20 protein-coding genes and 1 tRNA gene are annotated in these 20,150 nt (G+C 55.5%); 15 read left to right on the top strand and 6 right to left on the bottom strand.

Annotated features, from left to right (window positions below; genetic code table 11):
* Positions 1-21 precede the first annotated feature (21 nt).
* From SOM82_RS02560 to SOM82_RS02545, 4 genes are all read left to right on the top strand, one after another.
* A complete protein-coding gene (locus SOM82_RS02560) occupies positions 22-309 on the top strand; it encodes a hypothetical protein (RefSeq protein WP_320460808.1) in 288 nt (95 codons plus the stop codon).
* 85 nt (positions 310-394) lie between these two features.
* On the top strand, positions 395-1,306 hold the full coding sequence (locus SOM82_RS02555; RefSeq protein ID WP_320460807.1) for an ArdC family protein: 912 nt from the start codon (positions 395-397) through the stop codon (positions 1,304-1,306).
* A 303-nt stretch (positions 1,307-1,609) separates the two neighbouring features.
* Entirely contained in the window at positions 1,610-3,229 is a 1,620-nt protein-coding gene (mobH, locus tag SOM82_RS02550; RefSeq protein WP_320460806.1) for a MobH family relaxase, read from the top strand.
* Positions 3,219-4,145: a tyrosine-type recombinase/integrase gene (locus tag SOM82_RS02545; RefSeq protein WP_320460805.1), complete on the top strand. Its 927-nt coding sequence runs from the start codon at positions 3,219-3,221 to the stop codon at positions 4,143-4,145. The genes mobH and SOM82_RS02545 overlap by 11 nt, the downstream gene beginning before the upstream one ends.
* Before the next feature lie 149 nt (positions 4,146-4,294).
* Here the strand turns inward: SOM82_RS02545 and SOM82_RS02540 are convergent.
* From SOM82_RS02540 to rraB, 4 genes are all read right to left on the bottom strand, one after another.
* Positions 4,295-4,379: transfer RNA gene (locus SOM82_RS02540), tRNA-Leu, on the bottom strand.
* 106 nt (positions 4,380-4,485) lie between these two features.
* Positions 4,486-5,217: a topoisomerase II gene (locus SOM82_RS02535; protein WP_320460804.1), complete on the bottom strand. Its 732-nt coding sequence runs from the start codon at positions 5,215-5,217 to the stop codon at positions 4,486-4,488.
* Between the two features lie 88 nt (positions 5,218-5,305).
* Positions 5,306-6,097: a tRNA isopentenyl-2-thiomethyl-A-37 hydroxylase MiaE gene (gene miaE, locus SOM82_RS02530; RefSeq protein ID WP_320460803.1), complete on the bottom strand. Its 792-nt coding sequence runs from the start codon at positions 6,095-6,097 to the stop codon at positions 5,306-5,308.
* A gap of 170 nt (positions 6,098-6,267) precedes the next feature.
* A complete protein-coding gene (gene rraB, locus SOM82_RS02525) occupies positions 6,268-6,693 on the bottom strand; it encodes a ribonuclease E inhibitor RraB (RefSeq protein ID WP_154127031.1) in 426 nt (141 codons plus the stop codon).
* Here rraB and argL point away from each other — a divergent pair.
* Positions 6,593-6,889: a putative translational regulatory protein ArgL gene (gene argL / locus SOM82_RS02520; protein ID WP_414672120.1), complete on the top strand. Its 297-nt coding sequence runs from the start codon at positions 6,593-6,595 to the stop codon at positions 6,887-6,889. The genes rraB and argL overlap by 101 nt on opposite strands.
* Complete coding sequence (argF, locus tag SOM82_RS02515) at positions 6,859-7,863, top strand: ornithine carbamoyltransferase (RefSeq protein ID WP_320460802.1); 1,005 nt, start codon at positions 6,859-6,861, stop codon at positions 7,861-7,863. Before argL ends, argF (SOM82_RS02515) begins: the two co-directional genes overlap by 31 nt.
* A 420-nt stretch (positions 7,864-8,283) precedes the next feature.
* Here the strand turns inward: argF (SOM82_RS02515) and SOM82_RS02510 are convergent, their stop codons facing one another.
* Complete coding sequence (locus SOM82_RS02510; protein WP_320460801.1) at positions 8,284-8,736, bottom strand: YhcH/YjgK/YiaL family protein; 453 nt, start codon at positions 8,734-8,736, stop codon at positions 8,284-8,286.
* 674 nt (positions 8,737-9,410) lie between these two features.
* Here SOM82_RS02510 and arcA point away from each other — a divergent pair.
* The 9 genes from arcA (at position 9,411) to SOM82_RS02465 (ending at position 17,361) form a co-directional block, all read left to right on the top strand.
* Positions 9,411-10,631, top strand: a complete 1,221-nt coding sequence (arcA, locus tag SOM82_RS02505) for an arginine deiminase (RefSeq protein ID WP_320460800.1) — start codon at positions 9,411-9,413, stop codon at positions 10,629-10,631.
* 10 nt (positions 10,632-10,641) lie between these two features.
* Positions 10,642-11,553: a carbamate kinase gene (arcC, locus tag SOM82_RS02500; RefSeq protein WP_320460799.1), complete on the top strand. Its 912-nt coding sequence runs from the start codon at positions 10,642-10,644 to the stop codon at positions 11,551-11,553.
* A gap of 557 nt (positions 11,554-12,110) precedes the next feature.
* Positions 12,111-13,115, top strand: a complete 1,005-nt coding sequence (gene argF / locus SOM82_RS02495; RefSeq protein WP_320460798.1) for an ornithine carbamoyltransferase — start codon at positions 12,111-12,113, stop codon at positions 13,113-13,115.
* A gap of 46 nt (positions 13,116-13,161) precedes the next feature.
* Entirely contained in the window at positions 13,162-14,565 is a 1,404-nt protein-coding gene (locus SOM82_RS02490; protein ID WP_320460797.1) for a YfcC family protein, read from the top strand.
* Positions 14,566-14,650: 85 nt separating this feature from the next.
* Positions 14,651-15,130: an arginine repressor gene (locus SOM82_RS02485; RefSeq protein ID WP_154127024.1), complete on the top strand. Its 480-nt coding sequence runs from the start codon at positions 14,651-14,653 to the stop codon at positions 15,128-15,130.
* A gap of 100 nt (positions 15,131-15,230) precedes the next feature.
* Positions 15,231-15,335 carry a pyrBI operon leader peptide gene (locus SOM82_RS02480; RefSeq protein WP_154127023.1) on the top strand — a complete coding sequence of 35 codons (105 nt, stop codon included), beginning with the start codon at positions 15,231-15,233 and terminating at the stop codon, positions 15,333-15,335.
* Positions 15,336-15,369: 34 nt separating this feature from the next.
* Positions 15,370-16,302 carry an aspartate carbamoyltransferase gene (gene pyrB, locus SOM82_RS02475; RefSeq protein ID WP_154127022.1) on the top strand — a complete coding sequence of 311 codons (933 nt, stop codon included), beginning with the start codon at positions 15,370-15,372 and terminating at the stop codon, positions 16,300-16,302.
* Positions 16,303-16,314: 12 nt separating this feature from the next.
* On the top strand, positions 16,315-16,776 hold the full coding sequence (gene pyrI / locus SOM82_RS02470) for an aspartate carbamoyltransferase regulatory subunit (RefSeq protein ID WP_320460796.1): 462 nt from the start codon (positions 16,315-16,317) through the stop codon (positions 16,774-16,776).
* A 198-nt stretch (positions 16,777-16,974) separates the two neighbouring features.
* Positions 16,975-17,361 (top strand): enamine/imine deaminase, encoded by a 387-nt coding sequence (locus tag SOM82_RS02465; protein ID WP_100777818.1) that lies wholly within the window; start codon positions 16,975-16,977, stop codon positions 17,359-17,361.
* 272 nt (positions 17,362-17,633) lie between these two features.
* Here the strand turns inward: SOM82_RS02465 and SOM82_RS02460 are convergent, their stop codons facing one another.
* Complete coding sequence (locus SOM82_RS02460; RefSeq protein ID WP_320460795.1) at positions 17,634-20,018, bottom strand: beta-N-acetylhexosaminidase; 2,385 nt, start codon at positions 20,016-20,018, stop codon at positions 17,634-17,636.
* Positions 20,019-20,150: the final 132 nt, after the last annotated feature.

The raw sequence follows: 20,150 nt of genomic DNA, 5'->3' as shown, positions 1-20,150 counted from the left end.
TTTCATCACTGGAGAAACACTATGCTCACTTCACCTGAAGCAAAATCCTTATCGTTGTCTGTCTCATCTGAGGCCTGGGAAAAGGTAGTCAGTTTTCCACCCGATCCCACACAGGAAGACGACCGCCTCGAGAACCTGATTGTCGCCACCATGCTGACATTCAAAAGCGCTGGCCCAGATCGTAAGAGTATCAATTTCGGTCTGTACTGCCTGCCCGCTGACGGCAGCAGCAATGTACCGCTGATGACGCCACTGCGCTTAACGCTTGAAGATAACCATCTTTCGGTTACTGCCCTTCATACCTGCTGATTGCCTCAGCATCCTTTACTCCCCGTGCCGGGCGACTCCCGACCGGGAGCGCTGTACCCGGCTTCTTTATCATGAGGTTACACTTATGAACAGAAGCAACGATCTTTACCAGAAAATCACCGATGAAATTATCGCCGCGCTGGAGAAAGGCGTGATCCCCTGGGTTCGCCCGTGGCGGGAAGGGGAACCGGTGGTGCCGATGAATGCCTTATCCGGGCGGTTTTATCATGGCATCAACATTCCTCTGCTCTGGAACAGCGCAGAACGACAGGGATATGAGAGCGATCGCTGGCTGACCTTCACACAAATTCGCAATGCGGGTGGTAATGTTCGCAAAGGCGAAAAATCTACACTGGCCGTTTTTTATCTGCCCCAGCAGCGCGAGGTTGTGGACAACAACGGGAACGCGGTTTTTGATGCTGACGGCAATCCTAAAGTGACATCTTACGCCGTGGTACGCGAGTTCCGGCTGTTCAACATTCAGCAATGCGAAGGACTGCCGGAAGCCTTCTCGCAACCTGTCGTGATGGTCAATGATCCCATCGTCGCCGCTGAGCAGGTTGTCCGGCAAAGCGCGGTGACGATCACTCACCGACGCCAGAACCGGGCGTATTACTCGCCAGGGCGCGACTGCATCATCATGCCGCATCCTGAGCAGTTCACGTCGCGTGAAGATTATTACGGCACGCTACTACATGAACTGACGCATGCCACCGGGCACGCTTCACGGCTGAACCGGGACGGCATCACCGGTAGAGAACACACCTTTGGCGATCCGACGTATAGTTTCGAAGAGCTCATTGCCGAAATGGGATCTGCCTTCCTGTGCGCCCATGTCGGCATTCAGGCGAAACTACAACATGACAGCTACATCGCCTCGTGGCTGAAGGTGTTGCAGCAGGACAAACGGGCGATTTTCCGCGCCAGCGGATTAGCTCGTAATGCCTGCGAGTACCTGCTTGAACGAGCGCAGCAGCCGTTAGCGCTGAGCGCATGACCTTCATATCAACGGTGGAGCATCCCTGCTCTGCCGTTTTCTCCACTCCGATAAATTTGCGCGCCCCAATAAACAATTTCCCCCCGAACCTGACGGCACCAAAAGGCAAAATCCAAAAGGTTAAGGGGAAGAGAGTGAAGGGGTAACGGGCTTACCCGGAAAAGGGTCTTCCCTTCGTCTTTCGAGTTGCAGGTGCGTTGGCTTTCCTCGCTCACCCCAGTCACTTACTTATGTAAGCTCTTGGGGATTCACTGCGTCTCCGCCTTCCTGCACCTCAAAATCCATTGGGAATAAAGGGCCATTATGCGGATATGGCTGACGCGCAAAAAATCAGAGACCATACCATCCGACGGCAAACCGAACGCCACGGAGGGATGGCTGCATCCTGAATCCGCGCAAACACTACTGGCTGGTTCATCACGCCAGCAACTGATCCAGTTTATTCGCCAAAGCACCGCACTCCCTGCCTCACTGTTTGAACACTTCTGGTTAACGCCGCTCCACCGTTTCGCGGAAATGGCGCAGTCGTTTCCGGCCTCGGAAAACCACCACCACGCCCACGCAGGCGGTTTGCTCGATCACAGCCTCGAAGCTGCCTGTTATGCCGCACGGCTGCGGCAGAGTTATCTTTTTCCGCCTGATGCAGCGCCGGAAGATCAGGCTGCTCAGTCCGAACGCTGGACAACGGTCATCATCTACGCCGCGCTGTTGCACGATCTGGGCAAACTCATCACCGACATCGAAGTGGAAGATATTAGCGGACAACGCTGGTTTCCGTGGCATGGTCCGCTGACCCAGCCTTATCGGTTCCGTTATCTGCCGCAACGTGATTATCTGCGCCATCCGGCTGCGGCAGCTCTTCTGCTCACCCAACTACTCCCACCGGAAAGCCTCGACTGGCTCGCCACCGATGCCGCTGCATTATCCACCCTACTCCACTGCCTGAACGGACAGTATCAGTATGCCGGGCTGGCGGGTGACCTGGTGCAGAAAGCCGACCGGGCATCGGTGGCATTTAATATCGGCGGCGATCCGATCAAGGCCATCCATCGTCCGCAAACCTCGCTGCCGCAGCAAATTATCACTGCCTTACGCGACCTGCTGGCAAATGAGTTCCGACTCAACAACCCGAATGGTGGCTCTGACGGCTGGCTGACAGAAGAAGCGCTGTGGCTGGTCAGTAAGAACACTGCCGATGCTGTCCGTGGCTGGTTGCTGCGCCAGGGTATTGACGCCGTACCACAGCATAACGTGCGGCTGTTCGACGAGATGCAGGCTCACCAGTTACTCATTCCCTGTGAGGATAAAGCCATCTGGTATTGCCGGATTGAGGCCAGCGGCGGCTGGAGCAGTGAACTGACGTTGCTGCGCTTTTCCCCTTCGCTGATTTGGGAAGATCCACAACAGCGGCCCGCCACCTTCGGCGGAACCGTCACACCGATAACGGGGATCCGAAATGAGACAGAAGCTGTAATTGAAACAAACACCGAAGTAGAACAACTATCCCCCCACCCCGAACAGGACGATGTACCACTGTCAGGCGAAGCCTTCTGGCAGTGGCTGGTTCGTAATGTTCAGGCTCAACATCTGGAAGTCAATGAACCTAACGCCCGGATCCTCACCGTCGCCGGGACGGCGTTTCTGGTAACGCCCGGCATTTTCAAACTCTGGTTGGACGCCTGCGGCCAGAATGTACCTGCGGAGCGCTGGCGGGAAGTACAGAAGGCATTTCAGAACCTGAATCTTCACCGAAAACGAAAAAACGGCCTCAACATCTGGCATTGCGCCGTTGTCGGCCCACGCCGTTGTTCACGTCTGAAGGGATATCTGCTTGACGATCCCACGCCGCTTTTTGGAGATGACGTTCCCTTTAATAACCCTCATCTCTTGCTCAGTGAAGGAGAAGACACCCATGACTTTTGAACAGCTCCTGGAAGAGTATTTTTTTGCCCGTCTGCTGCGCCCTGATACCCAGAGCTGCTATCGCACGGCGGTAAATCAGTTTACCCACTGGCGCAACGTACTACCCGCCGAAGTCACACCGCATATGGTACTGGAGTGGCGTCATTACCTGCTAAATGTGCGCTGTATCAAGCCTGTGGGCTGGAATCACTACATGCGCCATATGCGAGCTTTATATAACTTCGCGATTGAACAGGGGCTACTGGAGCAGTTTATCAATCCGTTCCAGAAAACATCGCTGCGGGAATCTCGTAAGAAAAAGAAAACCCTGACCCGCGAGCAAATCCTCGCTTCCCGAAAAGTGCTGAACCAATTTATTGAACGGGAGAAAATGCAGCGCGGCTATCGTTCGCCTTTACATCCGGCATGGTTTTGGCTGACCGTGGTCGAAACCTTCAACTACACCGCTATCCGGCTGAATCAGCTTATTCACCTGCGGGTCAGGGATATCGATCTGGTCCATGACACGTTGTTTATTCAGAGCGAAGGCAGCAAAAGTCATGATGAACATATCGTTCCCATTGCCTCCCGGCTGCGGCCCTATCTGGAGCATCTGCTTGAAGAAGTGAAAACAAAGGGAATACGGGCTGACGATCAGTTGTTCAACATCAATCGTTTCAGTCGGAGGACGCTGCGACAGGGTAAACCGATGACAGAAAACCAGGTGAGTTATTTCTTTGCCAAACTCAGCGATGCCTGCCACAGCCGTTTTTCATCACACCGCTACCGTCATACCGTTGCCACAGAATTGATGCAGAAACCGGAGCAAAACTTGTATGTCACGCAGAAACTACTCGGCCACCGCGATATTAAGGTGACGCTCAGCTATATTGAACACAATGTCGAGATGCTCAGAAGTTGCGTGGAGAGAGATTGACAAAACAGGGAGTGAGTGAAAAGATCCGGCCCGAGGCTTTATAAACAAAAAAAGCCGGAGATGCGGCCATTTTGTAGTTGCCGTCAACGTCCAGCTTCATTGTACAACGTACTGATTGTTGTAGATTTTCCAATTATCACAATCGCTTTTGGTGCCGAAGGCCGGACTCGAACCGGCACGTATTTCTACGGTTGATTTTGAATCAACTGCGTCTACCGATTTCGCCACTTCGGCACTGAAGGGGTATGCGGAAACGTTGTGGATTATACCTGTCACGCGCCGCCTTGCAAGCGGCAGCGCGTGGTTCGTGCGCTAAGTGTCGAAAAAAACAGCGTAATGCCTATTCCAGCTCAGAAACAGCCAGTCGGATCACCCCTGCGGCGTGGCTTTCTGGCAGCTTCAACACCTTCGCCCACATCTCCTGCACCATGTCGCACGACACTTTCTCTTTACCCGCCGCTTTATCAGGCGCCTGCAACAGCTGGATGTCCTCGCCATACTTCGCGGCAAGCTCTTTCATAATCGGGCGCACATCGGCGATAGCGGTCTCGCGTTCCTGCGCCGTGACGGTGTGTTTGTTCTCGCCCCAGGCCGCTCGCATCATGTCGGCGTCAGCCTTGACGCGGCGCTGCATCATGTTTTTATCCAGAACACGCAGCGGATTGATACCGCCCTTCACCTCCGGGTAGAGAAAACGGAAACACGCGTCGTCACTCACCTTCTGGATGGCGGCGGTCTGTTCCATATTCGCCCGCATATAGTCCACCACATTCGCATCCGGCGCGGTTTGCAGACGCGACATCTGCAGATGCAGGATCTGCGGTTGTACGACGTCGATAATCTCCTGTTCGGAATCCCCCTCTTTTTGCATCGCGAGGATCTGGCTACGGATACGTTGCTGGAACGCGGGTTCTTGCTCTTTCAGCACCTGCCAGGCGGGAATGCTGTTGAGCGTGGTATCGAGTCGATTTTCAGGCGTTTGCTGCAGGCGCTGTTTGTCGTAATAGACCCAGAACGCCACCGCGGCGGCCAGGACGGCAACAATGACAATAGGTTTCCAGTGTCTTCTCATCTCGCATCCTTTTGAGCCCGATCCATCGGGCTGTTTGATTTGTCATTTTAAACCCGGGCCATGCCCGGATTTAAACTGGCTCCCACCCTTACGCCTGATGGGAATGGCCCGATAGGTCGAATGACACCGGCACGCCGCTGTGAAAGCGAAACTCATCATCCGGTGTTGAGATAAGTGTGGCTTCAATTTCGCCAAAAAGCTGTACGCGAGATGAGATATCGTTGTCGCTAACCCGTTGGGCCAGTGTCAGATAGTCCTGGTAATGACGCGCTTCCGAGCGCAGCAGCGAAAGATAAAACTTCTGCAGATCGTCATCGAGGAACGGAGCCAGCGCGGCGAAACGCTCGCAGGAGCGCGCTTCGATGTACGCCCCGCAGATGAGCTTGTCGATAAGCGTCAGCGGTTCGTGAGTGCGCACTTCCTTCAGCATGCCCTTGGCGTAGCGGCTGGCGGTGATTTTGACGTAAGGAATGTTGCGCGCCAGCATCGCCTCACGCACCTGCCAGAAGTGGTGCAGCTCTTCTTTGATCAGCAGGACCATACTGTCGATAAGCGCCTGGCCCCACGGGTCGTCGGTTTTGGGCATCACGCTTTTACCAATCTGCTTATGCAGGGCCACAAAATCGGGTTCCGGCCCGTCGCGAAAGGTGAACGCTTCGTAGGGTTTGAGCCACTCAAGCAGCGCGTCGGCACCGCTTTTATCGGCAACATATTTTCGCACTAACAGGAGCGCGGTCTGCGCGGCTTTGAGTTCGCACACCATATGGTCAGTGAGCAGGAGCGGCAGATTTGCCGGATCGCGGGCTTTCTCAATCCATGCTTGCGGGGTCGGACAGTGAAGGAAGTTAAGAACGGGAGCGAGTATCTGCGGGTAATCCATGATGAAACCTTACAAAGCGGCAGCCGAAGCTGCCGCAATACACTTTATCCTTCATGCTGCCTCTTCGTTGGCGGCCCTCGCTCCCCCAGGTCACTTACCTGTGTAAGCTTGCTGGGATTCACTCAGTTGCCGCCTCGACGCAGCGTGAATGATTTTGTGTATTTTATTAATCAGTGACGCACGCCGTCGTCGTCTTCATCGACGAAGTCTTCATCATCTTCGTCGTCGCCTTCTTCGCCGTTAGGATCTTCGTAGTACGTGCCCCAGCCGTCGTATTCCACTTCAAACTTCTCAGCCAGGTCCATCAGCTGCTCAACCTGCGCGTCTATCAGTTCAGCTTTCAGCGCGCCTTCGCTCAGGATATCGCAGCAGATGACGGTTTCGCCCTCTTCCACTTCCAGCTCTTCCGGCTCGGTCACTTCGTAACCCATTTTGAACGCTTCTACCGCCAGCTTCTCCAGCGATTCAAAGTCATCTGCAGAGAAATGGTGCTCGATGGTGTACAGCGCATCCGGATCGCTACCGTCTTCCAGCAGTTCTTCAATGATCAGGCGCGTCTCTTCGCGTTGCTCTTCCAGCAGTTCTGGGTTTGCCATGGCTCGTTCCTCTTTAAAGTTCGGCAGATACTTCTATTTTCACACACGGACGTGTTTGCCTCCACCTAATGTAAGAAAGATTTATGAAACAGGGTTGCAAGTGAATATTAATACATATAAAGTGAATTTTAATTCAATAAGTGGCCTTTGCCATGTGAGGATAAAATGTCTGAACTGTATAAAAAACACTTTCTGAAATTGCTCGACTTTACCCCTGCACAACTCAACGCTTTGCTGTCACTTGCCGCGCAACTCAAAGCCGATAAAAAAAATGGCAAGGAAGTACAAACGCTTACTGGCAAAAACATCGCGCTCATCTTCGAAAAAGACTCAACCCGCACACGATGCTCTTTCGAAGTTGCCGCTTATGACCAGGGCGCTCGCGTCACCTATCTCGGCCCAAGCGGTAGCCAGATTGGGCATAAAGAGTCAATTAAGGATACTGCACGCGTGCTTGGACGCATGTACGACGGGATTCAGTACCGGGGCCACGGTCAGGAAGTGGTCGAAACGCTGGCGGAATATGCAGGCGTACCGGTATGGAATGGCCTGACCAACGAGTTCCATCCCACGCAGCTGCTGGCCGATCTGTTAACCATGCAGGAACACCTGCCGGGTCAATCCTTTAAAGAGATGACGCTGGTGTATGCGGGTGACGCGCGCAATAACATGGGCAATTCGATGCTTGAAGCGGCGGCGCTGGTCGGGCTGGATCTGCGTCTGGTGGCCCCAAAAGCCTGCTGGCCGGAAGAGAGTCTGGTTGCGGAGTGCAGCGCGCTGGCGTTGCAGAACGGCGGCAAAATCACCCTGACGGAAGATGTGATCACCGGAGTGAAAGGCGCGGACTTCATCTATACCGACGTGTGGGTATCGATGGGCGAGCCAAAAGAGAAGTGGGCGGAGCGTATCGCCCTGCTGCGTAACTATCAGGTGAACTGTGAAATGATGGCCCTGACGGGCAATCCGAACGTCAAGTTCCTGCACTGTCTGCCGGCGTTCCATGATGATCAAACCACGCTCGGCAAGCAAATGGCGAAAGAGTTCGATCTGCACGGCGGCATGGAAGTGACTGATAAGGTGTTCGAGTCGGCGGCGAGTATCGTGTTTGACCAGGCGGAAAACCGGATGCACACCATTAAAGCGGTGATGGTGGCCACGCTTGGGGAGTGATAATCCCCTCACCCTAACCCTCTCCCCAGAGGGGAGAGGGGACTGCTCCGAACCGTCTATAACTTCTCGCCCCTTTGGGGAGAAAAGACTGCTCCGGACCGTCTATACTCTCCTCGCCCCTTTGAGGAGAGGAGACTGCTCCGGACCGTCTATACCCCCTAGCCCCTTTGGGAAGGGACTGCTCCAAACCGGCTACACCCCCTCGCCCCTTTGGGGAGAGGAGACTGCTCCGAACCGTCTATACTCTCCTCGCCCCTTTGAGGAGAGGAGACTGCTCCGGACCGTCTATACCCCCTCGCCCCTTTGGGAAGGAGACTGCTCCGGACCGTCTATATCCCTCGCCACTTTGGGGAGAGAAGACTGCTCCGGACCGTCTATACCCCCTAGCCCCTTTGGGGAGAGGGCCGGGGTGAGGGGAAATTACTCCACCAGCATCTTCACAACCACTTTACGTACCTGCGCAGGCGCGCCCACCGCGCACAGCGGTTTATGCACTTCGCCCGGATAAAACACGACAAAATCCCCTTCGCTCAGCACCACGGTTTTCTCCTGCTCGCCTTCTGGCAGGAACGCGATGTCTTTGTCCGCCAGCCAGTCGGTCTCCGGCGTGCCGTGCGGCAACGTACTGAAAGTCATCCCTTCCTGGCCTTTTAAGACAATCTGAATGTCCAGATAACGGGCGTGGTACTCCGCGCGGCGCTCGGCAAACGGCTGGGTCATATCTTCAGAGACCAGATAAAACAGGTTATTGCCGTCGATATCGTGTTTGCCCACCGTGGTGGCATCCGTAACGTGCGCTTTGACGTGCTCAATCGCCAGACGCAGCTCTTCCGGCAGCCAGGATTGTAAGTGATGAATATTGCCAACGATCATGATTAAACCCTCAATATAAAACGATGTTTCATTTTCAGCTTTTATACGAGAATTATCGCTGCCCTACCACCCTTTTTTGCGCCATCTTTGCGGCAGCGCATGTTTATCGGAAAAGCTGTTAAATAGTTGTTAAAGCGTCTCAGGCAACTATGCACTGATTATGCATAAAGAGAGAGGCAGGTTTTCACGTCTTAAGTACAAGATCATGATTTTCATGTATTAAATTTAAAACCCGTGGCCCAGTCACACTTTACCAACCTTTTTAATCTCAGTTAATCTGGATAGTTATTTTTTAATTTTAGTTAAACCCCAAATAACTAAGGTCTGTTTCTGCATAATCATGCCATCTAAAAATATTTAACCTTAAAAATCATAATGTTATATATTTTTAGTCATTTATTAAAATATACAAATCAATAACAATCACAAATATCTCCGGCCAGATATGCTTAGTCATTCATTGCCTGATAATAACTAAATAATCATTATCTGATACGAGTCATGCAATATAAAACAAAGCCGACAATATCCGATTTCACGTGAGCCACATCACAAAATACAATTCTTAACCGCCTACTATGAGCCGTGAAAACAATTGAGCTTAAAGGGCTATGAATTAAATACACTTCATAGCACAGCCCTTTTTATTCTGAAAAAAAGTTAAAGGAATAATTATGGAAAAGCATTACGTCGGTTCTGAAATTGGTCAATTGCGTAGCGTTATGCTACATCGCCCGAATTTAAGTCTGAAACGCCTGACGCCATCGAACTGTCAGGAGCTGTTATTCGATGATGTTTTGTCAGTGGAACGCGCGGGTGAAGAGCATGACATTTTCGCGAACACGCTGCGTGAGCAGGGTGTGGAAGTCCTGCTGTTAACCGATCTCATTACTCAAACGCTTGATATTGCAGACGCTAAAGCCTGGCTGCTGGAAACCCAAATCTCTGATTATCGCCTTGGTCCCGCCTTTGCCAACGACGTTCGCGGCTGGCTGGCCGATATGCCCCATCGTGAGCTGGCGCGTCGCTTAAGCGGTGGTTTGACCTACGGAGAAATACCCGCGTTTATTACAAATATGGTTGTCGATACCCATACGGCGAATGATTTTATTATGAAACCGTTGCCCAACCATTTATTTACCCGCGATACCTCATGCTGGATATATAACGGTGTTTCCATTAACCCGATGGCTAAACCGGCGCGTCAACGTGAAACCAATAACCTGCGCGCAATATATCGCTGGCATCCGGCATTTGCAGACGGTGATTTTATTAAATATTTCGGTGATGAAAATATTAATTACGATCACGCGACATTAGAGGGCGGAGACGTATTAGTGATTGGTCGCGGCGCGGTATTAATCGGCATGTCTGAACGCACCACGCCACAGGGCGTCGAGTTCCTGGCGCAAAGCCTGTTTAAACATCGCCAGGCCGAACGCGTGATTGCCGTCGAGCTGCCGAAACACCGCTCCTGTATGCACCTCGACACCGTCATGACCCACATAGACGTCGATACCTTCTCCGTCTATCCGGAAGTGGTGCGCAAAGACGCCCAGTGCTGGACGCTCACCCCGGACGGCCGCGGCGGCCTGCTGCGCACTCAGGAAACCGATCTGCTACACGCTATCGAAAAAGCATTAGGCATCAGTCAGGTGCGCCTTATCACCACCGGCGGCGACGCCTTCGAAGCCGAACGCGAGCAGTGGAACGACGCTAACAACGTGCTGACCATTCGCCCCGGCGTGGTGATCGGCTACGAACGCAACATCTGGACCAACGAGAAATACGACAAAGCCGGGATCACCGTGCTGCCCATTCCGGGCGACGAACTGGGACGCGGCCGCGGCGGTGCGCGCTGCATGAGCTGCCCGCTGGAACGCGACGGAATTTAAAGGAGCCATCATGGAAAGAAAACCCACTCTGGTCGTGGCGCTGGGCGGCAACGCGCTGCTCAAACGCGGCGAGCCGCTGGAAGCGGACATTCAGCGCCAGAACATCGAGCTGGCGGCCCGCACTATCGCCGGACTTACCGAACAGTGGCGCGTGGTGCTGGTCCACGGCAACGGGCCGCAGGTCGGGCTACTGGCACTGCAAAACAGCGCTTACGACAAAGTCACACCTTATCCGCTCGATATTCTCGGCGCCGAGAGTCAGGGAATGATCGGCTACATGCTCCAGCAGGCGCTGAAGAATTTCCTGCCACAGCGCGAGGTGAGCGTGCTGCTCACTCAGGTGGAAGTTGACCCCGCCGATCCGGCGTTTCGCAACCCGACCAAATACATCGGCCCGGTGTACAGCGAACAGCAGGCCAGGGCGCTACAGGCGGAAAAAGGCTGGGTGTGCAAGGCCGACGGAAAGTTCTTCCGTCGCGTTGTGCCCTCGCCGCAGCCGAAACGTATCGTCGAGCGCGACGCCATTACCGCCCTGATTGAGCGCGATCATCTGGTGATTTGCAACGGCGGTGGCGGCGTACCGGTGGTGGAAAACGCCAACGGCTATCACGGCATTGAAGCGGTAATCGACAAAGATCTCTCCGCCGCCCTGCTGGCCCGCCAGATTGAGGCCGATGCGCTGCTCATTCTGACCGATGCCGACGCGGTATATCTCAACTGGGGCAAACCGACCCAACGCCCGCTGGCACAAGTCACGCCCGAACAGCTCAAAGGCATGCCGTTTGATGCCGGCTCAATGGGCCCGAAAGTCGCCGCCTGCCGTGAGTTTGTCGAGACCTGCAAAGGCATCGCCGGGATCGGCGCACTGGCCGATGGCGCCGCGATCCTCGCCGGGGAGAAAGGAACGTTGATTCGCAATTGATTTCGCCTTTTCCCCTCACCCCTGCCCTCTCCCCACAGGGGAGAGGGAGAACAGCAGATCCGTACTGTCCCCTCTCCCTTATGGAAGAGGGAGAACACCGGATCCAGGCAGCCTCTCTCCCTTATGGAAAGAGGGAGAACACCGGATCCAGGCAGTCTCCTCTCCCTTATGGAGTGAGAGAGAACACCGGCTCCGGGCAGTCCCCACTTCCTTATGGGGAGAGAGAACACCGGCTCCGGGCAGTCCCCTCTCCCTTATGGGGAGAGAGAACACCGACTCCGGGCAGTCCCCTCTCCCTTATGGGGAGAGAGAACACCGACTCCGGGCAGTCCCCTCTCCCTTATGGGGAGAGAGAACACCGACTCCGGGCAGTCCCCTCTCCCTTATGGGGAGAGAGAACACCGGATCCGGGCAGTCCCCACTTCCTTATGGGGAGAGAGAACAACAACTCCGGACAGTCCCCTCTCCCCTATGGGGAGAGGGTTAGGGTGAGGGGTGACAGGTGAGGGGTAAGAGGCAAGCACCGCTAACAGCTTAAATTTAACAAGGATCACCACATGACTATCAATCTGAAAAATCGCAACTTCCTCAAACTGCTGGACTACACCCCGGCAGAAATCCAGTACCTGATCGATCTGGCCATCGACCTGAAAGCCGCCAAAAAAGCCGGGCGCGAAAAACAAACGCTAGTCGGCAAAAACATCGCGCTGATTTTCGAAAAAACCTCCACCCGCACGCGTTGCGCGTTTGAAGTGGGCGCCTTCGATCAGGGCGCGCAGGTCACCTATCTCGGCCCAAGCGGATCGCAGATCGGCCACAAAGAGTCGATGAAAGACACCGCCCGCGTGCTGGGCCGCATGTATGACGGCATCGAGTATCGCGGCTATGGCCAGGCAATCGTCGAAGAGCTGGGCGAATACGCAGGCGTGCCGGTGTGGAACGGGCTGACCGACGAATTCCACCCGACGCAAATCCTCGCCGATCTGATGACCATGCTCGAACACGCGCCAGGCAAAACCCTGCCGGAATTGAGTTTTGCCTATCTGGGCGACGCGCGGAACAACATGGGCAACTCGCTGATGGTCGGCGCGGCGAAGATGGGCATGGATATCCGCCTGGTGGCGCCGAAATCCTTCTGGCCGGAAGCCGGGCTGGTTGAGCAGTGCAGGGCCATCGCCAAAGAGACCGGCGCGCGCATCACTCTCACTGACGACGTGAATGAAGGGGTTCACGGTACCGATTTCCTCTACACCGACGTCTGGGTGTCGATGGGCGAACCGAAAGAGGCCTGGGCAGAGCGTGTGAGCCTGATGAAACCGTATCAGATCAACGGCGAGGTCATGAAAGCCACCGGCAATCCGAACGTGAAATTCATGCACTGCCTGCCCGCGTTCCACAACGAACACACCAAAGTGGGCCGCGAGATCGAAATGGCCTACGGCCTGAAAGGGCTGGAGGTGACGGAAGAGGTCTTCGAATCCCCGAACTCTATCGTCTTCGACGAAGCAGAAAACCGCATGCACACCATTAAAGCGGTCATGGTGGCGACACTCGGCGACTAATCACCGCCCGGCGCGCCGCTGGGTGCGCCGGGGCAAGGAGAACATCATGGGCAAGTTCAAATTTCCTTCCGCTTACACCATTCTCTTTTTCCTGATCGCCGTGGTGGCGGCCCTGAGCTGGATTGTTCCGGCTGGCCAATATCAGATGGCGATGAACGCCACGCTCGGCAAAGAAGTGCCCATTGCCGGAACTTACGCGCACGTCGCCGCACATCCGCAGGGAATTATCTCGGTACTGATGGCACCGATCGCCGGGCTGTACGATCCGGTCTCCGGCCAGGCGGGTGCGATCGACGTGGCGCTGTTTATCCTGATCATCGGCGGCTTTCTGGGGATCGTCACCAAAACCGGAGCGATTGACGCCGGGATCGAACGCGTCACCACCCGGCTGCGCGGGCGCGAAGAGTGGATGATCCCGATCCTGATGGCGCTGTTCGCCGCCGGCGGGACCATTTACGGCATGGCGGAAGAGTCGCTGCCGTTCTACACGCTGTTAGTACCGGTGATGCTGGCCGCCCGTTTCGATCCGGTGGTCGCCGCCTCCACGGTGCTGCTCGGCGCGGGGATCGGAACCTTAGGATCGACCATTAATCCGTTTGCCACGGTCATCGCCGCTAACGCCGCTGGCATTCCGTTCACCCACGGGATCGCCCTGCGCGTCGCCCTGCTGGCGATCGGCTGGATCATCTGCGTGTGGTGGGTGATGCGCTACGCCCGCAAGGTTCGCCTGGATCCGTCCCTGTCGATCGTCGCCGACAAAGAGGCAGAAAACCGTGCGCATTTCCTCGGTGATAAAGGCGAGCAGTCGCTGGAATTTACCCCGGTGCGTAAAGTGATTCTGGTGATTTTCGCTCTCGCCTTCGCGGTGATGATCTACGGCGTGGCAGTGCTCGGCTGGTGGATGGCAGAGATCTCCGCGGTCTTCCTCGCCAGCGCCATTATTGTCGGCCTGATCGCCCGCATGAGCGAAGAGGAGCTGACCTCAACATTTATCAACGGCGCGCGGGATTTGCTGGGCGTCGCGCTGATTATCGGCATCGCGCGCGGTATCGTAGTGATCATGGATAAAGGCATGATTACGCACACGATTTTGCACAGTGCGGAAGATCTTGTGACCGGGTTGTCGTCCGTTGCGTTTATTAACGTGATGTACTGGCTGGAAGTGGTGCTCTCTTTTCTTGTGCCTTCTTCATCCGGCCTGGCCGTTCTGACGATGCCGATCATGGCACCGCTCGCCGATTTCGCTAACGTCAACCGCGACCTGGTGGTGACGGCGTATCAGTCTGCATCCGGTATCGTCAATCTGGTCACCCCAACGTCTGCCGTCGTGATGGGCGGACTGGCGATCGCTCATGTGCCTTACGTGCGCTATCTGAAGTGGGTCGCTCCCCTGCTGGGGATCCTGACGATTGTCATCATGGCGGCGCTGAGCCTGGGTGCATTGTTGTAATTTGCCGGATGGCGCTGTGCTTATCCGGACTCCGGTTCGGTGCGGCGCCACCGGACATTTTTGGCCACTCGTATGGGATGTAGATATGACGGAATATGGAGATTACTCCCCAAAAGAACAGCTTCAGCTCGCGGTCTGCCAGAGCCTGATTAGCGAAAACAGTTACCTTTCCCAGGAAGAAATACGCCGCGATTTGCAGGATCGGGGTTTTGACAGCATCAGCCAGTCGAGCGTCTCCCGGCTGCTGAAGTTGCTTGGCGTCATAAAAATTCGCAATGCCAAGGGCCAAAAGATTTATTCGATGAATCCGCAGTTGCGCCCCGCCCCCGATGCCGCCCGTTCGATCTCCGAAATGGTGGTCAGCGTGGAGCACAACAGCGAGTTTATCCTTATTCATACCGTCGCCGGATACGGGCGCGCCGTGGCGCGAATTCTGGATTATCACCAGTTACCGGAAATTTTAGGTGTAGTGGCCGGAAGCAGTATTGTCTGGGTCGCACCCCGCGTGGTGAAGCGCACGGCGCTGGTTCATAAGCAAATTAATTATTTACTCAGAACGCATTAATATTCAAATAGAACCGTTTGCACTGAGTAAAGTGTGCATTAATCGCTTGATCAGAAAATCGAGCTGAGTATAATGCCCGACAATTTGCCGGGAGGAAGTCATGGTCAAGCGTGTACGACATACAGTCCTACCGCGTCTGAAAACAGACGCTGGCCTGCCGTTTTTCTTCCCGTTGATAACCCTATTCCCAGAGCCCCTCATTTGAGGGGCTTTTTTTTGCCCGGCGTCAGGAGATAAACATGAATCCGCTTTATCAAAAACACATCATTTCCATCAATGACCTCAGCCGCGAAGAGCTGGAACTGGTTCTGGATACCGCGGCAAAACTGAAGGCCAACCCACAGCCCGAGCTGCTGAAGCACAAAGTGATCGCGAGCTGCTTCTTTGAAGCCTCCACCCGCACCCGTCTGTCGTTCGAGACCTCCATGCACCGCCTCGGCGCGAGCGTGGTCGGCTTCTCCGACAGCAGCAACACGTCGCTGGGCAAAAAAGGCGAGACGCTGGCGGATACCATCTCCGTTATCAGCACCTACGTGGACGCGATTGTGATGCGCCATCCGCAGGAAGGCGCGGCGCGTCTGGCGACCGAGTTCTCCGGCGGTATTCCGGTGCTGAACGCCGGTGACGGTGCGAACCAGCATCCGACGCAGACCCTGCTGGATCTGTTCACCATCCAGGAAACGCAGGGGCGTCTGGAAAATCTGCACATCGCCATGGTCGGGGATCTGAAATATGGCCGCACCGTCCACTCGCTGGCCCAGGCGCTGGCGAAATTTAACGGCAACCGCTTCTACTTTATCGCCCCGGCGGCGCTGGCGATGCCGCAGTACATTCTCGATATGCTCGACGAAAAAGGCATCCAGTGGAGCCAGCACGCCAGCATTGAGGAAGTGATGGGTGAAGTGGACGTGCTGTACATGACGCGCGTGCAGAAAGAGCGTCTGGATCCGTCCGAGTACGCCAACGTCAAAGCCCAGTTCATCCTGCGCGCCAGCGACCTCGAAGGCGCACGCCCGAACATGAAAGTGCTGCACCCGCTGCCGCGTATCGACGAAATCGCCACCGACGTGGATAAGACGCCGCACGCCTGGTATTTCCAGCAGGCCGGCAACGGTATTTTCGCTCGCCAGGCGTTACTGGCACTGGTTCTGAATCGCGAATTCGCTCTGTAAGGGGAAATGACAATGACACATGATAATAAACTCCAGGTTGAAGCCATCAAGCGTGGCACCGTGATTGACCATATCCCTGCGCAGGTGGGCTTTAAGCTGCTGACGCTGTTCAAGCTGACCGAAACCGACCAGCGCATCACTATTGGCCTGAACCTGCCGTCCGGCGAGATGGGCCGCAAAGACCTGATCAAAATCGAGAACACGTTTCTGACCGACGAGCAGGTCAACCAGCTCTCCCTGTACGCGCCGGATGCGACGGTGAACCGCATCGACGATTACGAAGTGGTGGGCAAATCGCGCCCGAACTTACCGGAACGCATCGAGCACGTACTGGTCTGTCCGAACAGCAACTGCATCAGTCACGCTGAGCCGGTGTCGTCCAGTTTTGCCGTGAAAAAACGGGCGAGCGACATCGCGCTCAAGTGCAAATACTGCGAAAAAGAGTTTTCTCATTATGTGGTGCTGGCCAACTAACTGAGGCTGATAATGAGATCCCGGCCTCCTGTTACACGAAATTATTCGCGCCGCATCAAGACGGCAAGTCCAAATCCCCCCGGAAGCACAGGAAACTATGTGACCGGGGTATGAGGACGCGGCCAACGAAGAGGCGGCGTGTAGGATGATGTGTATAATGGCCGGGAACTTTTTATCAGCTGTTATCCTGGAGAAAACATGAGCAAAGTACTTGCGACGGAAAATGCACCAGCGGCTATCGGGCCTTACGTTCAGGGCGTCGATCTCGGCAGCATGATCATCACTTCCGGTCAGATCCCGGTGAACCCGAAAACCGGCGAAGTGCCGGAAGATGTGGCGGCGCAGGCGCGTCAGTCGCTGGAAAACGTGAAAGCGATCGTGGAATCCGCGGGCCTGAAAGTGGGTGATATCGTCAAAACGACTGTTTTCGTGAAAGATTTGAACGATTTCGCGACCGTTAACGCCACTTATGAAGCGTTCTTCAACGAGCACGACGCAACCTTCCCGGCGCGTTCTTGTGTGGAAGTCGCGCGTCTGCCGAAAGACGTGAAGATTGAGATTGAGGCGATTGCGGTTCGTCGCTAAGCCTCTCGCCCTCTTGAGCCGTATGTTCCTCATCTGTTACTAGCTTTCACGATCTTCTCCCTCTCCATTCAGGGAGAGGGCGGGGGTGAGGGGGAGAATGCGGCTCTGCGGGTTGTTCCGTTCACCTTATGTTCGTAATGCTTCATAACCTGTGAACGAGACAAGGGGGCCGCGCAGCCCCTTGTCTCGTTCACAGGTCATTTAGCAACTATATTCTGCTGAACATAAGGTGAACGGAACCCCCTCCAGTGCCCAACGAATCCCAACAGTCCTTACTGATTCCGCGTCGCCCTGAGCAACTTTTCCAGCGGATAAACCGCTGCAATCACCACTTCATCCTGAATCTTCGCGGCATTATCCAGCTCGGTCTGAATCGAGGCGATCTCCTTATCGTCCAGCGTTCCCTGACGCGCCACCAGATCGGTCAGGCGCAGGCCAATCGACGCCAGTTTGTCCACCTCCTGAATCACCGGTTTAATAGCTTTCAGCTGATAGTTGCTTTCACTCAGCGCCAGCGCGTCGCTGGTGTTGTTTTGCCAGCGGGTAAAGACGTGGCGCAGCGCCTCGGCGCTTTCGCTATCTTCCGCATCGCTGATTAAGCGCTCGGCCCATTTATCCATCTGACGAACGGTCTGGCTCTCCGCACCCAGCGCATCGGCGTAGCGATTCAGCGGCTCAAACTGATGATAATTTCCGGCCTGGAATTTCAGATGTTGACGGGTGTAATACTGCGCAGGTTCCACGGCCTGGGCGAGAATTTGCAGAGGCAGTGTATCGGCGTTATTCGCCAGACGCGTAAACGCCCGCTGCTGCTGGCTATGCTGTTGCAGCCCGACCGATACCGTCGTCCAGCTGTCCATCGCCTGCAAACGGGTGTACATGTTGTCGACATCATTGACGTCCTGCGCCGACCACAGGCGCTCCGCCACAGCAAACGCGCGCGGCCAAAGTTTGATATCCAGCACCGGCGCAACCACGTTTTCCGCCCACAGCGCCGCTTCGCCGCCGAGCAGGTTGGCCTGCCGATCGGTATCCGGCACCGTCGGCTGGATCCCTTTCGGCACATCGTTGAGGCGCGCGCCGGAAATCGGATAGCGCGCGTTCCCCACCAGGAAATAGCCCCGGAGTTTATCGTTTTCGACATTGACTACCGGACGCGTTTCCCCCATCCAGGTATCGACGGTGAAAGTCACCTGATTGTCGTCGCGCCACTCGATGTTATTCACCGCGCGGCGGGATTTGCCGCTGAAATCAATAAACCCACGCCAGCCGGTGACGCTTTTCACCAGGGTAAAACTGCCCTCGACCGGTTTGCCTTTCAGACGCGGCATAGTGAAGGTCCAGCTCTGCGCGCTGTCGTTATCGGCAAGGATATCCACCCCGTTTAAACCCTGCGGCACGATTTCGTTGCGATAGTGATAGGCCGTACTCTGCGGCTGATCGAGGTAAAAACCGGTGGAAAGAATGCCCTTGTAGCCGTGCTTCGCCACTTCGCCGAGCGCGTCCTGCCCCTGCCAGGACTGGATCAGAATGCTTTTCGGCAGGTCGGGATGATAGATCTCGTCCCAGCCAACCATCTGGCGATGGTGTTTTTCAAGAATGGTTTCCAGTTTGCGGTTGAAATACGCCTGCAGCGCGTGGCTGTCAGCCAGCTTGTTGTCGCGCATAAACTGCTGAATGGCGGCGCTGTTTTTCCACTGCGTATCGTCAACTTCATCGCCACCGATGTGCAGATACGGATCGGGGAAGATCGCCGCCAGTTCGCTAACCATCGCGTCGGCAAACGCATAAGTCGCGTCTTTTGTCGGATCCAGTACCGGCTTCAGTACGCCCCAGTGGCGCTCCATTTCATACGGGCCAGGTGCGCTCATCAGTTCCGGATACGCCACGGCAATGGCTGACGCATGGCCCGGCATGTCAATTTCGGGAACCACGCGAATACCCCGCGCGGTGGCGTAGCGCACCACCTCACGCATCTGCTCCGGCGTGTAGAACAGCCCGTCGCTGGCGAGCTGGGTCAGTTTAGGATAGCGCTTCGAGCTAAACCGCCAGCCCTGATCGTCCGTCAGATGCCAGTGCAGCACGTTCAGCTTCGCCGCCGCCATGCCGTCGATCTGGCGCTTGATATCCTCCAGCGGGACAAAATGGCGCGCCGAATCGAGCAGCAGCCCGCGCCACGGGAAGCGCGGGGCGTCGTCAATCGACACCCACGGAATCGAGGTGTTTTCCGCGCCATTCTGCATCAGCTGGAGCAACGTTTCCATCGCCCGCAGCGCGCCAAAGCGCGTGTTGGCGGAAATGTTCACCCCGTTCGCATCGACGGTGAGTTTGTAGCTTTCATCGCTGTCCGGCAGCGGCTGCGGCTTCACTTTTTTAGCGATGGTCATGGTGATGGTGGGCTTTTCGGGTTTGTCGGCCTGCGGCTGGAGCGTCCAGCCCGTCTGCAGCGCGATGCGCTGGCGCAGACGGTTCGCCGCATCGCCCAGATCGTCGCCGCTGATGCTGATGGAGAGGTTATCGCTAAGGATCAGTGCGCCCTGTGTCGCGGGACGTTCAACGTGAGCGGGCCAGGGCATCAGCGGCAGATCGCCAGCCGGAGCGGCAAAGGCCGAAGTGCCGAGCATCAGCCCGGCGGTTAAGAGACTGTACCGTAACATGAATGTTCCTTATCTGACGGGCCAAATTAAGGCAAAACATTCTGTTAACATGCGCTCAATTTGTCGTCAAGCGAATGGCACGACGGAGATCACAGGTTGTTGAATTTGGGAGGAAAGCCATTTGGCGCAGGG

This window comes from Lelliottia sp. CFBP8978 (genome assembly GCF_034046055.2).
Lineage (GTDB): Bacteria > Pseudomonadota > Gammaproteobacteria > Enterobacterales > Enterobacteriaceae > Enterobacter.
The sequence above is the reverse complement of the archived record's forward strand: the minus strand, read 5'-3'. Positions and strand labels throughout refer to the sequence as shown.